Source organism: Staphylococcus sp. GDB9P120P, from assembly GCF_017893435.1.
GTDB lineage: Bacteria > Bacillota > Bacilli > Staphylococcales > Staphylococcaceae > Staphylococcus > Staphylococcus cohnii.
On record NZ_JAESNB010000002.1, the window covers coordinates 1 to 12,850 of the forward strand.

General features: G+C 32.1%; 17 protein-coding genes. 4 read left to right on the forward strand and 13 right to left on the reverse strand.

Going from position 1 to position 12,850, the window contains the following annotated elements:
- Positions 1 to 150 precede the first annotated feature (150 nt).
- From KA856_RS00040 to KA856_RS00075, 8 genes are all read right to left on the reverse strand, one after another.
- On the reverse strand, positions 151 to 609 hold the full coding sequence (locus tag KA856_RS00040) for a hypothetical protein (protein WP_245344308.1): 459 nt from the start codon (positions 607 to 609) through the stop codon (positions 151 to 153).
- A gap of 546 nt (positions 610 to 1,155) precedes the next feature.
- Complete coding sequence (locus KA856_RS00045) at positions 1,156 to 3,498, reverse strand: phage/plasmid primase, P4 family (protein WP_210138348.1); 2,343 nt, start codon at positions 3,496 to 3,498, stop codon at positions 1,156 to 1,158.
- Between the two features lie 399 nt (positions 3,499 to 3,897).
- Positions 3,898 to 4,131, reverse strand: coding sequence for a hypothetical protein (locus tag KA856_RS00050; RefSeq protein WP_119517804.1), 234 nt, complete (start codon positions 4,129 to 4,131; stop codon positions 3,898 to 3,900).
- A gap of 1 nt (position 4,132) precedes the next feature.
- Entirely contained in the window at positions 4,133 to 4,315 is a 183-nt protein-coding gene (locus KA856_RS00055; RefSeq protein ID WP_210138349.1) for a hypothetical protein, read from the reverse strand.
- A gap of 31 nt (positions 4,316 to 4,346) precedes the next feature.
- Positions 4,347 to 4,535, reverse strand: coding sequence for a helix-turn-helix domain-containing protein (locus KA856_RS00060; protein WP_210138508.1), 189 nt, complete (start codon positions 4,533 to 4,535; stop codon positions 4,347 to 4,349).
- 27 nt (positions 4,536 to 4,562) lie between these two features.
- A complete protein-coding gene (locus KA856_RS00065; RefSeq protein WP_210138350.1) occupies positions 4,563 to 5,195 on the reverse strand; it encodes a BRO-N domain-containing protein in 633 nt (210 codons plus the stop codon).
- Between the two features lie 12 nt (positions 5,196 to 5,207).
- A complete protein-coding gene (locus KA856_RS00070) occupies positions 5,208 to 5,474 on the reverse strand; it encodes a helix-turn-helix domain-containing protein (protein ID WP_210138351.1) in 267 nt (88 codons plus the stop codon).
- Positions 5,471 to 5,689 (reverse strand): helix-turn-helix domain-containing protein, encoded by a 219-nt coding sequence (locus KA856_RS00075; protein WP_210138352.1) that lies wholly within the window; start codon positions 5,687 to 5,689, stop codon positions 5,471 to 5,473. Before KA856_RS00075 ends, KA856_RS00070 begins: the two co-directional genes overlap by 4 nt.
- 143 nt (positions 5,690 to 5,832) lie before the next feature.
- On the opposite strand from KA856_RS00075, the gene KA856_RS00080 reads away from it, so the two are divergent.
- The 3 genes from KA856_RS00080 to KA856_RS00090 all read left to right on the forward strand — a co-directional run bounded on the left by KA856_RS00080 (position 5,833) and on the right by KA856_RS00090 (position 8,760).
- Positions 5,833 to 6,666 carry a helix-turn-helix domain-containing protein gene (locus KA856_RS00080; RefSeq protein ID WP_210138353.1) on the forward strand — a complete coding sequence of 278 codons (834 nt, stop codon included), beginning with the start codon at positions 5,833 to 5,835 and terminating at the stop codon, positions 6,664 to 6,666.
- Between the two features lie 10 nt (positions 6,667 to 6,676).
- Entirely contained in the window at positions 6,677 to 7,903 is a 1,227-nt protein-coding gene (locus KA856_RS00085; protein WP_107525541.1) for a tyrosine-type recombinase/integrase, read from the forward strand.
- Between the two features lie 170 nt (positions 7,904 to 8,073).
- Positions 8,074 to 8,760: a DUF3800 domain-containing protein gene (locus KA856_RS00090; RefSeq protein WP_241957532.1), complete on the forward strand. Its 687-nt coding sequence runs from the start codon at positions 8,074 to 8,076 to the stop codon at positions 8,758 to 8,760.
- 152 nt (positions 8,761 to 8,912) lie between these two features.
- Here KA856_RS00090 and rpsR read toward each other — a convergent pair whose 3' ends face one another.
- Genes rpsR through rpsF form a run of 3 tightly spaced genes read right to left on the reverse strand, consistent with a single transcriptional unit; the run spans position 8,913 to position 10,041 of the window.
- Positions 8,913 to 9,155 carry a 30S ribosomal protein S18 gene (gene rpsR / locus KA856_RS00095; RefSeq protein ID WP_002484306.1) on the reverse strand — a complete coding sequence of 81 codons (243 nt, stop codon included), beginning with the start codon at positions 9,153 to 9,155 and terminating at the stop codon, positions 8,913 to 8,915.
- 49 nt (positions 9,156 to 9,204) lie between these two features.
- Complete coding sequence (gene ssb, locus KA856_RS00100) at positions 9,205 to 9,717, reverse strand: single-stranded DNA-binding protein (RefSeq protein ID WP_107385199.1); 513 nt, start codon at positions 9,715 to 9,717, stop codon at positions 9,205 to 9,207.
- Positions 9,718 to 9,735: 18 nt separating this feature from the next.
- Entirely contained in the window at positions 9,736 to 10,041 is a 306-nt protein-coding gene (gene rpsF, locus KA856_RS00105; protein WP_210138354.1) for a 30S ribosomal protein S6, read from the reverse strand.
- 390 nt (positions 10,042 to 10,431) lie between these two features.
- Between rpsF and KA856_RS00110 the strand changes: the two genes are divergently transcribed.
- The gene (locus tag KA856_RS00110; protein WP_107385198.1) at positions 10,432 to 11,229 is read left to right on the forward strand and encodes a GH25 family lysozyme; all 798 of its coding nucleotides are present in this window, start codon (positions 10,432 to 10,434) and stop codon (positions 11,227 to 11,229) included.
- A 292-nt stretch (positions 11,230 to 11,521) separates the two neighbouring features.
- On the opposite strand, the gene ychF is transcribed toward KA856_RS00110, so the two are convergent.
- Both ychF and KA856_RS00120 read right to left on the reverse strand, forming a co-directional pair.
- Positions 11,522 to 12,619, reverse strand: a complete 1,098-nt coding sequence (gene ychF, locus KA856_RS00115) for a redox-regulated ATPase YchF (protein ID WP_107385197.1) — start codon at positions 12,617 to 12,619, stop codon at positions 11,522 to 11,524.
- Complete coding sequence (locus KA856_RS00120) at positions 12,620 to 12,835, reverse strand: DUF951 domain-containing protein (RefSeq protein ID WP_046836920.1); 216 nt, start codon at positions 12,833 to 12,835, stop codon at positions 12,620 to 12,622.
- Positions 12,836 to 12,850 lie beyond the last annotated feature (15 nt).

The following is a 12,850-nucleotide window of genomic DNA, read 5'->3' on the forward strand; positions in this document are numbered from 1 at the left end:
TATTCGCTTTATTGCACTAAAGTCTTTCTTATTTCTAGCATATTGTCTTACCAGTGAATCAATATACCTAACAGATACATTGTTCACATGGGTAGGTAAACGAGCTAGAATCTGATGTGCTATCCGTTTGTGATTCATGGAAACACTCCCTTAACTTATTTTCTGTGTATTACCTTTAATATGGTGAGTTGGCATAACATAGTGACTATTTCTATCAATTTCTAACATACGTTTACCATCTCTGTATTTCTGCCAATATTTAGCATCTGCAGTGAGTTTATTAATTTCATCTAGTAAATAATTAATCGCTAAATGATCACCGCGTAAATATATTGTCATATGCCCTACACTGTTATAGTTGAGTTTCAAATTGTACCCTCTTAACCACAAGAAAATTGATTCAGTATTTAACCTTGCTTGCAGCGTTGCCTGTCCTAAACGCGACAAACACCAATCACATGTTATAAAGTCTATTTCTAAATACTGATACTTGCCCTGTGTTTTATAGATGTGACAAATAGGTTTGTTAGCAATTTCTAAATTCTTAATATCGTTAATATTGAGTTTCTTATTATTTAATTTGAATGGATCAGTTGGTATTGAATGCATTAACACAGTTTATGAGTCCTCCTATTTTGAAATATGTTTAATAAGTTAATTCTATAATCACACGATTTACATTATTTTTAGTTACTACTGTTTTATATCTATTGCCACTGTTGTATAGGTATCTCATTTTCTTATTCTCCTTTTTGTCCGTTACTTAACTTAGTTCGTGCACAAAAACACCACTTCGTGCACAACATGCACAGTTCATGCTCACCTCTAAACCTTACTCTCACAAGGGGTAATGTACTTTACTGTGCACGAGTGCATCAAATTTCTGAAAAAACTTCTTATATATTAATGCCCTACTTCTTATAGTTATTTGTATATTAACTTCTTTAAAATTGAAAATTCATGCACAGTTAGGACTACAAACCCTGTATTACCAACGGTTTGAAGGTGAGCACGAGTTAAAATATTTCATGCACAGTAACTTTTGTAATTGTGATTAAATGTCTTATAAATGCTGTTATATCAATGAATTTCAGCTGTGCACGAATTTTTGTTTGTTTTTGCTATTTCATGCACAGTTTCATGCACACACCTCATTTACACTACTTTTAAATTTGTGTTCACATAGGAAATTTTTTGTTCTCCGTGTGGTAAAAGTGTAGGTTCGAAATGACCCACTTTTGCTTGTAAATCATTAACTGAATAATATCTAGGTCTTTCAACCTTCCAAGATTTATCAAGATAACGTTCAAAACTTTTACAGAATTTCCTTTCAGAAAGTGCTCTATAACCACTACGTTCACAGAAAACTTTATACTTATAATAGACAACTGTTTTAGGTACTTTATCAATTTTCCATTTATCAAACTCTGTGACTTTAAAATCATATACTGGATCATTGTCTTGAATATATTCTTCTAATAATTCAGCTGATGCTCTAGGAACAATAAACTTATTGAAATTTAAATTTATAGCTTTATGAAGTACATATTCTAGTACCTTTTTATCAGCAAGATATTTTTCTTTAATATTTGGATTTTCTTTTGTACCGTTAAAATCTGCGTTAAATGGTACTATTAAAAGTCGTCTGTTTGTACCACCAGTTTTATTTTTAAATCTCGGCATACCATTTGTAGATTGAATTACTGTAGTTCTAAAAACTGTACGATATGGTTGTTTATTTTTTATATTTACAAGTACTGGATCACCTGTAACTACACTGTTAAAGTTCGAACTATCCTCAATATTCACACCTACGGGAACATCATCACCAATCACAAGTGTTTTACCTTCTAGCACTCCTAATTTAAACTCTTGGTCAAATTCATTAACTTTAAGACTTGCCACATTATCAAAACCGATTAAGTTAGTAAGCAACGTTTGGAAAGTGCCTTTAGCATTGTTACCATCACCAACTAGGAATATCGCTTTTTTACGTGTATAATTTCCATTTAATGAATCATTAATAACTTGCCATAATAATGTGAATACTTCTCTATCACCACATGCGACTTCATCTAACCAGTTATCAAAAGTCCAACCATTAATTACTGGTGTTTTAGGATTGTCAATATAATTAGTTGAAATCTTAGTAGTAAACACATAGTTAGGTGTAAAAGATTCCAATTTCATAGTTTCTCTATTAAACACACCATTATTGACTGGTATTAAATGTGGTTCATTTGTTTTGTCTACCACGTCTACCATATTAGTTAAATGATAGATGACTTCTAATGCTTTTTTCTCATTGTGTCTAGGTTCTAACCAAGAAATAATACGTTTAATAATTGCAGTATTTTGTGTGTAGATACCTTTTTCACTTTGATACATTGCTAATTTTGTATTTTCTTCTAAATCGAATATCACAAATTTCATTACATCGTTAAGCAATACAGCACATCTATTTGTGCCAATTGTTTGTGGTGGTCTACCTGTTGCTTCACCATTTTCTTTCGCTTTCTCAAATTCAGCTTTCATAAATGCTAATTCTTCTTTACGAATCAGTGATATCGTATATCTAAGCGATTGCCCTGTTCCTCTCGAATTAGGCTCATAAATTGTTTCTTGATTAGCTATTGCTGTATCTAGTTCATTATTACCCCAAGTTGAATTTCCACGCTTTTCATCCCATTTATCAGTAAGATTATTGTATGTTAAAAAGATACTTTCCATTTGCGACTTATCTCTACCAGTATAAAATGCCAATACTCTTAACAAGCTTTGCACAGCTTCACTAGGGCTATCAAAAATACCTTCATACTCACCAGCAAGCAATTTTTTATATTTACTTTTTTTAGTCATCATTCTTACAATTTCATCATCTGTAAAAATACTGCTACCAGTTTTAGCAATTCTTATATTTTGCTTTTTAGGTTCTGCTTTAAAGAATCGTTCTACTAAATTATCAATCACGCCTTGATCGTCGCTAATTTCTGAACCTCCGATAGTGTAACCAGTAAATGTCATAAATCTACTAGTATGATACAGCTCTATATCTAAATCAGTACGCTTACTTTTCCTGTTTTCTGGTAATGTACCTTTGAAAAAGCAATGTAAACCTGTACCACTTGGACTTAATTCACAGTATGTGAGTTCTGTCATTTCAAGTCCTAATTTTGTTTGTAATTGATGTGTTTCAGCATCTACAGCGTTATCTATATCAAGACAAATATATTTACTTTCTTTGCTTAATATAAAACCTATACCATCGTAACCATTACTACTATCATAAAGTGAATAAACATCTTGAAAGTTACTCCAAGTATCTTTATTCGTTGAGCTAGCTTTTACGCCATTTACTTGATAAGGTACTTTTTTGTATTCTTGACGGCTTTCGTTCCATTCAGCACGCCACAGCACCCATTGATTCAATTGTTTAAGTTCATTCGGTATTTCCAATTCATTCACATCTATTATTGAATCTTTGGTTTTTATAGCCATCAAATCCCCCTCTAGTTGTTTTTGTAGATACATAACGTAATTTTTGCTATAATTGAAATACATAAAGTTTCTTTAACATTCATTTCTTACGTGTTATCTTCGCTTTGGTCGGCAGTAGATAATGCGTTTTTTTCTTGCTTAATATTAGCTTGAATATCATCGTGCATATGCTCAATATCTGTTCTGATAGCTTGCAAAGTGCTAGAAACAATATAATTTTGCTTAATGTTGTTATTAATAGCTTGGAGATATATATAGGCTGATTCTTCTTGATTGCATATTCTCTTTCATCTTCTAATTCTGATGATTCCATACCGAGATAATCTAATACTGATTGAACCTTATTTCTCAAATCTGCAAATTCCACGCTTTCTTGTACTTTTTTCTGTGTAATTCATTTTATTTACTCCCTTTTCTAATATTTGTCATTTGCATCTTTAAATCTGTTAAATCAATAGTTAATTTATTATTTAAATTAAAAAGTAATTCTCCTAAATCTTCACTGATTTCTTCGTCAAGTGGTTTCGAATTACAGTAATCAACTAACCATTTTTGTAATTCAAGCATATAATCGCTTTGGCCCATTAAATGATGCATTTTTTCTGTTTGCTCGATATATTCATCTTTTGTCATATTACTTCTCTCCTAATTTATATTTACGTCTGATTCTTCTATCTTCCAAACTATCTTTAACCACAATTGATATAAGTGATAGTGGTGTATATAATGCCAGAGCATTAAAGATATCCTCTGTGTAAATTCCTACTACTGATGATGCTGTGGCACTAAGTGTGATTAATCCTATAAAAATACGCATGTTATCTCTCCTTAAATTTTCATAATGTCCGTTATGATCCTACTGTTATTGAATTACTAAAAAGCTGCTCAATAGGCATTTCATATAATTCAGATAAAATTTTCGCTTCTGGTAATGTGAAATTCGCTTTGTTAAGTTCCTTCAAGCTATATCTTTCTTTAGAAATGTCTAATTTTTTAGCAACATATGCTTGATTATGTCCATGTTCTTTACGTGAAATGTAAAGATGAGGATATGCTAGTTTTTTTCATTGTGTCACCCCATATTTCTCATAAATACTTTTACTAACTTTTATATCTAAATTAAATTGTTGTTTTGCTTCTGTAAGTTTAACCACATCATCAAGAATAACTTGACGAACCTCTAACATTTCTGGTGTCATTTCATCTTTGCCTATCTTCTTGCTATATCCAAATCCAGTAGATACTGCTTTATTAGCAATAGAATTAGCTTTGATATAATTAATTGATTCATCTAATTTATAAGCATTTTGAATAATAGCCATAGCTTCTTTTTGCTTTTCTTTGTCTAGCATGCGAAAGGCTTCATATCCTTTTAGGCCTGTGGATTGTCGTAATTCAACAAGTACATCACAAATCCAGTCTTGAAAGTCTAACGCTTCAGTTTTATTAGATCTCATTACAAGTCGATAGATACCTTTTTCATTAATAACTGTATAATCTTGAAACTTTCTAGCTTTTTTCTTTTCTGATGTGGTACGCCCTTTAAGAGTACCTCTTGCGTGTGCTGGTAAATATCTAACGGCAGTATTTGCGTCTCTGAATCCTAATACCTTTGCAATGTCACTTGCGATTGCCCAATACTCACCGTCTTTTTCTATAAAACGGATTTCTTTATCATTGAAGATTTGCTTTATCATTTAAACCACTCCTTACATCCACTTTTTATTACGTTTTTTCAAAAACTCTTCAAAACGTTCAATGCTTACTACTGTCATAGTGCTTGATAAACTGTAGTAAAGATTATCTACTCCGTTGTGGTCCCGTTCCCACTCTTTGAGAATGCGGTTTACTGATGAATAACTGATCCCAAATATTTCAGCCAACATCTTAGGTTTAGCAAATAATGGTCTTGCTATCACATGCGCATTTTCAGTTACGGTATTTTCTTTAGTTGGTATATTCTGCAGTTTAATCATCGAATTTCCTCCTTAACATTAAATATTTCTGAAACATCAACATCTAAAGCATTAGCAATTTTAATAGCCATGAGTTCTGATGGTTTGGATTTGTCGTTTAAAATTTTAGTCAAATAAATATAATCTATTGGAACTTTTTGTGATAATTGTTTTGCATTTACACCTTTTTTTACCATAGCTATTCGGGCGTTCATTTTTTGAATTTCTACTGCCATAGTCAACCTCCTTTTTATTTTATCGTAGTTAACGTTATTAACGTTAAAAACTTAAACTAAGTATAAGCAATTTTTGTTAACGCGTCAAGAGAAACTTGTGTTAAAATATAATTAATCAATATTTATAAAAAAGAGGTGTGATGATGAAATTAAAAGAAATGCTCAAAAATTTAAGAGAATCAAAAGGGTTTAACAAGAAAGAACTTGCAGACCAAATAGGAATATCAAGAACCTATGTATCCAGAATAGAAAATGGCTCAGTTGAAAAACCAACCAAAAATATATTACTTAAGTTGTCTTATATATTTGATCCAACTGGCGAAAACAAATTATATTTTAAAATGTTAAAAAGTGTTGATCACTCCACAAATGGTTGGGAAGAAGAATTTGAACAATACGCAAAAAAAATTGAAGGTAACTATTTGTCTGATAATAGGTTTAACCCCAAAGAATTATCTTCAATGTTATACAGAGTAAATAAAAACGATAATTCTATCGTCTTTTTAGATTTTCCATATATGAACATTGAGTGGTTAGTTAATCAAAACGATTTTAAACTATTCTGTGGCCATATTCCGAATGAGTTCAACTTAAACGAGAATAGTGAAAAACATGGAGTGCCTTTAGAATTAACCGAAAGTGAACAATTAAAATTAAGAAATTATATAAAGGATTATAAAGAGGAAATAATTGCAGATAGGGAAGCTGAAGAAAACAAAGAATTTGGTCAAAAAATTGAAGTAGACTATCATGAATATCATTTAATATTTGATTTATTGAACGGAAAAATTAATGATAGTGCTCAATTTGTTAGTAGGCTAGCGTTTATCAATAAAGACAGAGAAATTTTCACAGCGAAAGAATATCATGAAGAAGTTGAAAAAGCCGTAAAAAATCAAGATGCGTTAAAATTACAACGTCTAGTAAGAATGACTACGCTAAAAGAACTAAAACAATATTTATCCGAACAAAATTGAGGTGTAACTTATGTGGGTACGTGAATTTAAAACAAAAGAGGGAAATACTGCTTATCGCTATTTAGAACGCTATACAGACCCTTTAACTAATAAATATAAGACAGTATCAGTAGTCAGAAATAAGCACAATACACGCTCACAGAAAGATGCACAGCTTGAATTAAACAGGATTATAGATCAACGTCTGAAGAACAATAGCACAAAACAACTTGAAAATTTAACATTCCACACTGCATGTGACGAATGGCTAGAACATTATAAGAGACATTCGGGATCAAAACCTACAACGATTAAAGAAAAGACAAGCAATGTAAACACTGTTAAAAATGCAATTGATAAAAATATACTTATTAGCAAAATTACACATACATACTTACAAGACATCATTAATGAGTGGGCTAAATTGCACAGTATCGGTCACGTACAATCATTAGTCATTGTGATACGTTCCGTATTCAAATATGCGTTTAAATATTATGATCTGCATGATATTAGTATATTAGATAAAATAGATATACCTAAGAAAGCTAAAACTAGAAGTGAACTTCAAGCTAAACGTCACAACTATTTAGAGGATAACGAAATAAAGGAGTTACTAGAGTGCTTCGACTATTTGATAAAGCAAAAAAGCCATGCTACACGTAAACGTAACTACAATATGGTTAAAGCCATAGTACAGTTTCAAATTGCCAATGGCATGCGTATCGGCGAACTACTTGCTATCAAGAAAGACAATATAAATTTTGAGCATAAAACACTAGAAATTGACGGTACAATTAATTGGGTAACTGATAAAGAAACGGGAGCATTTGGAGTTAAAGAAACTACTAAAACAAATAAAAGTTATAGAACGATTGGGCTTACTACCCAAAGTATCAACTTACTTAAATCACTTATTTTAGAGAATAAGAAAGAAAACCAGTGGAATGAAGATTTTATTGATAGAGGATATGTATTCACTAACACAGCCGGCAGCCCTATAGACTTAAACAAAGTGAATAGCATTATTAAAGAGGCTACTGAGATTAGTTCAATAAAAAAACGTGTTACAACGCACACATTACGTCACACGCATATATCTACACTTGCACAGTTAGGAATAAACCTAAAAGCTATACAAGATAGAGTTGGTCACAGTGACTACAAGACCACATTAGAGATATACACCCACGTTACAGATCAGATGGCTAAAGATATGATGAATAGGTTAGAGAATGAGAACATCTTGTTTAAATAATAAATATTGATACTTATATAAATTAGTGATATATTATTGATGCAGATAAAAAAACTTATGCTGTACACTTGCCTAACCGAATTAACGTTTAAGCGGCCTGTGTGGTCGTCGGTGGTAAGGAGATTGAGGACGGGTATCCGTCCTCTTCTTTTATATGTGAGGTAATAATGATGAATATAACCGTTTATAGTGATGAATCAGGCGTGTTTGATCAAAATAATGAGAAATATTTTGTGTTTGGTGGACTCATTTTTTTAGACAAAAACACAAAAGAAGTAGAGAACCGAAAATACATAAATGTAGAAAAAACTATTAGAGAGAACAATGCATATAAAAATTTAGAATTAAAAGCTACTACTTTATCAAACAAAGATAAAGGGAAAATTTTCAGATCATTAAATAAGTGCATAAAATTTGGTGTTGTTATTAATATTGATAATATTAACAATGATATCTTTTCTCACAAAAAGAATAAACAAAGATATTTAGATTATGCTTTTAAAATTGGTTTAAAAAGAGCCTTAGAAAAACTAATTTATAAAGGAGACATAATTCCTGAAGAAGTTAAAAATTTAAATGTATTTTGTGATGAGCATACAACTGCGACAAATGGCCTATATGAGTTGCGAGAAGGTTTAGAACAAGAGCTTAAATGTGGTGCTTTCAACTTTAATTTCAACAAATTTTTCCCACCATTATTTAAAAATATTGATAGTGTAGATTTGTGTTTTTGTGATTCTAACAAAAAACCTTTAATTCGAGCTGCAGATATAGTTGCTAACAGAATTTACTTCTTTTCAAAAATTAATAGAATTAATCAATTAAAAGAAAAAGTATTGATTACAAGCTTACCTTGACATTAAGTTTAAAGCCACTTTTAGAGTGGTTTTTTTATGCCTAAATTCCATAAAATCTCACACTCTGCGAAATTTTTGCGAAATTTAAACTTCAAACACACAAAAAATACCCCGTAAGCCTTAGCCTACGGGGTTTTCAGATACAATATCTATTATTGTTCTTCTTTAACATATGGTAATAATGCCATATGACGAGAACGTTTAATAGCTAATGTCAACATACGTTGATATTTAGCTGAAGTACCTGTTACACGACGTGGTAAAATTTTACCGCGTTCTGAGATAAAACGTTTTAATAATTCTGTATCTTTATAGTCGATGTGTGTAATTCCGTTTGCTGTGAAATAACAAACTTTTTTACGACGACGTCCGCCTCTTCTTGGTCCACCTGCCATGGTAACTGCCTCCTTTTAATAGTTTTTTAATTTTATGCGTTCATTATAATTAGAATGGTAAATCATCATCACTAATATCAATAGGGCCGTTTGCATTTGCAAATGGGTTATCTGATTGATTATTGTTTGATGAATTATTATTATTGTTATTGTTTTGATAAGATGACGTATTTTGTCCGGATTGTTGTCCACCAAAATTCTGGAAATTATTATTTCCTTCTTGAGCATGACGCTGATTTTGGTTTTTAGGTTCAAGGAATTGAACGCTATCGCAGACAACTTCAGTTACAAATATACGACGACCTTCTTGGTTTTCATAGCTACGTGATTGAATGCGACCGTCAACGCCAGCTAGACTACCTTTGAATAAGTAGTTATTTACATTTTCTGCTTGTTTTCTAAAAACAACGCAGTTAATGAAATCAGCTTCGCGTTCCCCTTGCGCATTTGTAAACGTACGATTTACTGCTAGAGTAAAAGTCGCAACACTCACGCCTGAGGGTGTTGTTCTATATTCTGGATCTTTCGTTAAACGACCGACTAAAACAACTCTATTTATCATTTAAACGACCCCCATTTATTATTTTCTTGTCTTATCTTCGTCTTCACGAATTACGATATAACGGATGATATCGTCTGTGATTTTAGCTAAACGTTGGAATTCGTCAGTCGCTTCATTGTCTTCAGTTTGGATACGTACGATGTTGTAGTAACCTTCACTGAAATCATTAATTTCATAAGCTAAACGACGTTTGCCCCAATCTTTAGTTTCTAAAACCTCTGATCCGTGAGAAGCTAAGATACAGTTGAAACGTTCAACGACAGCTTTTTTAGCATCTTCTTCAATGTTCGGACGAACGATGTACATAACTTCATATGTTCTCATTTTATAATTGCACCTCCTTGTGGTCTATGCGGCTCACCATCATTGTGGTAAGCAAGGAATAATTTTCATTACTCACAATCAAGAATTATAGCACAGAGCTTTACATTTTACAATGATTATCAGACGTTCAAAATGACATTTTTGCATCATGTTTCATATGAAACATTTTATCAACTCAGCATCCACAGCTCGCACATTAATACAAATATTTATATAAAAAATTACATATTATATTCACTTTAAAATGATTATAAATAAATTTAAAAGTCATTCCAGATAAACTTGATAAATCATTTTAATTCTAATAGCATATCATGTACGTTCTTGATTTGTATCATTACAATCATAGGGCGTGTTTACATAACTCAAAATTAATCAAAGGAGATTTATATGACTTCAGTTATTAAAAAAGGATTGCTGTCCATGAGTGTCCTGTTTGCCACTACAATAACATTTAATACTGTACACGCAGCTGAAAATACAGCAAATCAAAAAGGAACAATGGGATATGGCTATCAAAAATATATTGAAAAGCATCCGGAAGAAAAAAATAATGAAACTCAAGAAAGTGCCTTTCGTTCTAACGCCAGTACAACAGCTTCTGGTGAACGTGTCTTAGATATTTCTGAATGGCAAGGTAAGCTTTCAGCGCAACAAGTCAAAGATTTAAAAGCAAATTATGATTTCATTATTATTCGTGCACAATATGGTTCTGAAAAAGTCGATGCGGCATTAGAGCATAACTCAAATTTATTAGATAAATATAACTTAGATTTTGGTGTTTACTCTTATAGTATGTATGAAAACCCTGATGATGCCAGATATGAAGCACAAACCTTGTACAATCGTGCACCTAAAGCCAGTTTTTATATTAATGATTTTGAAGAAAATACTGTGACATCGGGTACCGCTGATGAAAGTACAACTGCATGGTATGACAAAATGCGTAGCCTTGCAGGAGACAAAAAAATCTTATTTTATTCATATGAAAACTTTATGAAAGAACATGCTACAGAATCAGTGGGACAATATGATGGCTATTGGCTCGCTAACTATAACCAAGAACAACCAACGCAAGAACATGTGTTATGGCAATATACAGATAGCTATGCCTCACCTGAATTAAACCAAAATGTCGACGCCAATTATACAGGGCCTGGTGTAGATACATCGTGGTTTACATCTTAAGTTTTTCATTGCAGCATTCGTAATATTATTTTGATAGGTAAAACTTAACACAACCAACGTCATGTCACTTTTATTTATAACCTATATTCGAATCACCGTATATTTTTATGTATTTCATTCATCAAGAATTAAGAAGTATATATAGTTTAAAATTTTAACCTTATGCCAGTTAAATTTAATGAAAACATTTCTATGAACCAAATGAATATTCTAGACTCCCGGCATACTCACTATCCAAATTTCTGAAAAAAGCTTACGCATTACAATATTAAGTAACGCGTAAGCTTTTATTTTATACATTAAATCTAAAGTGAACGATGTCTCCATCTTTCATGATATATTCTTTACCTTCTAATCTTTGTTTCCCAGCTTCTTTAGCACCATTTTCACCATTAAACTCTACATAATCATCATAGCTTGTCACTTCTGCACGTATGAAGCCACGTTCAAAGTCAGTATGAATAATCCCTGCACATTGTGGAGCTGTCATGCCTTTAATGAATGTCCATGCACGTACTTCTTGTACACCCGCTGTAAAGTAAGTTGCCAAACCTAATAAGTCATAAGTTGTGCGAATTAAACGATCTAAACCAGGCTCTTCAATGCCTAAATCTTCTAAGAACATTGCTCTATCATCATCATCCAATGTAGCAATTTCTTCTTCAATCTTAGCACTGATGACAATGACTTCTGAACTTTCTTTACCAGCATATTCACGAATAGCTTGAACTTTTTCATTATCTTCATCGCCAATTTCGTCTTCTCCGACATTAGCAATATATAACATTTCTTTAGATGTTAATAATTGTGCTTGGTTTACGTATTTTTGATCTTCTTCAGTAAATTCTAAACTTCTTACTGGATTACCTTCTTCTAAAGCTTCTTTAATTCTTGATAAAATGCGAACTTCATTAACCGCATCTTTATCTTTTTGTCTTGCCATTTTTTCTAATTTTGGTAGACGTTTTTCAACTGATTCCAAATCCGCCAATACAAGTTCCATATTGATTACTTCAATATCATCAATAGGATTAACACGACCAGAGACATGCGTCACATTATCATCATCGAATGCACGTACGACTTGGCAAATTGCATCAACTTCACGAATATGAGATAGGAATTTATTTCCTAATCCTTCACCTTTTGAAGCCCCTTTAACAATCCCTGCAATATCAGTGAATTCAAAAGTTGTGGGAATTGTTTTCTTTGGTTGTACCATATCTGTCAATACATCTAATCTACTATCTGGAACTTCAACAATCCCAACGTTAGGATCAATCGTTGCGAATGGGTAATTCGCTGCGAGCGCACCCGCTTTAGTAATTGCATTAAAAAGTGTTGACTTCCCTACGTTTGGAAGCCCAACGATACCTGCTGTTAGAGCCATTTATTCATTCTCCTTATTTTCAGTATCTTGATGAGATACTAATATTTTTTTCAGTTTTTTATTAAATGTTTGTCGCGGAATCATAATGCTTCTTTGACAATTTTCACATTTTATTCGGATATCTGCCCCTACACGAATGATTTTAAAACGATTCGTCCCACAGGCGTGTTGCTTTTTCATCTCTACAATGTCATTTAAACCGTAATTTGATGTCATTCTGTCACTCCTCCG

Excerpts from the sequence above, each read along its gene's own strand:
- KA856_RS00040 (WP_245344308.1), bottom strand. The coding sequence starts at position 609 with ATGCATTCAATACCAACTGATCCATTCAAATTAAATAATAAGAAACTC.
- KA856_RS00045 (WP_210138348.1), bottom strand. The coding sequence starts at position 3,498 with ATGGCTATAAAAACCAAAGATTCAATAATAGATGTGAATGAATTGGAA.
- KA856_RS00050 (WP_119517804.1), bottom strand. The coding sequence starts at position 4,131 with ATGACAAAAGATGAATATATCGAGCAAACAGAAAAAATGCATCATTTA.
- KA856_RS00055 (WP_210138349.1), bottom strand. The coding sequence starts at position 4,315 with ATGCGTATTTTTATAGGATTAATCACACTTAGTGCCACAGCATCATCA.
- KA856_RS00065 (WP_210138350.1), bottom strand. The coding sequence starts at position 5,195 with ATGATAAAGCAAATCTTCAATGATAAAGAAATCCGTTTTATAGAAAAA.
- KA856_RS00070 (WP_210138351.1), bottom strand. The coding sequence starts at position 5,474 with ATGATTAAACTGCAGAATATACCAACTAAAGAAAATACCGTAACTGAA.
- KA856_RS00075 (WP_210138352.1), bottom strand. The coding sequence starts at position 5,689 with ATGGCAGTAGAAATTCAAAAAATGAACGCCCGAATAGCTATGGTAAAA.
- KA856_RS00080 (WP_210138353.1), top strand. The coding sequence starts at position 5,833 with ATGAAATTAAAAGAAATGCTCAAAAATTTAAGAGAATCAAAAGGGTTT.
- KA856_RS00085 (WP_107525541.1), top strand. The coding sequence starts at position 6,677 with ATGTGGGTACGTGAATTTAAAACAAAAGAGGGAAATACTGCTTATCGC.
- KA856_RS00090 (WP_241957532.1), top strand. The coding sequence starts at position 8,074 with ATGAATATAACCGTTTATAGTGATGAATCAGGCGTGTTTGATCAAAAT.
- rpsR (WP_002484306.1), bottom strand. The coding sequence starts at position 9,155 with ATGGCAGGTGGACCAAGAAGAGGCGGACGTCGTCGTAAAAAAGTTTGT.
- ssb (WP_107385199.1), bottom strand. The coding sequence starts at position 9,717 with ATGATAAATAGAGTTGTTTTAGTCGGTCGTTTAACGAAAGATCCAGAA.
- rpsF (WP_210138354.1), bottom strand. The coding sequence starts at position 10,041 with ATGAGAACATATGAAGTTATGTACATCGTTCGTCCGAACATTGAAGAA.
- KA856_RS00110 (WP_107385198.1), top strand. The coding sequence starts at position 10,432 with ATGACTTCAGTTATTAAAAAAGGATTGCTGTCCATGAGTGTCCTGTTT.
- ychF (WP_107385197.1), bottom strand. The coding sequence starts at position 12,619 with ATGGCTCTAACAGCAGGTATCGTTGGGCTTCCAAACGTAGGGAAGTCA.
- KA856_RS00120 (WP_046836920.1), bottom strand. The coding sequence starts at position 12,835 with ATGACATCAAATTACGGTTTAAATGACATTGTAGAGATGAAAAAGCAA.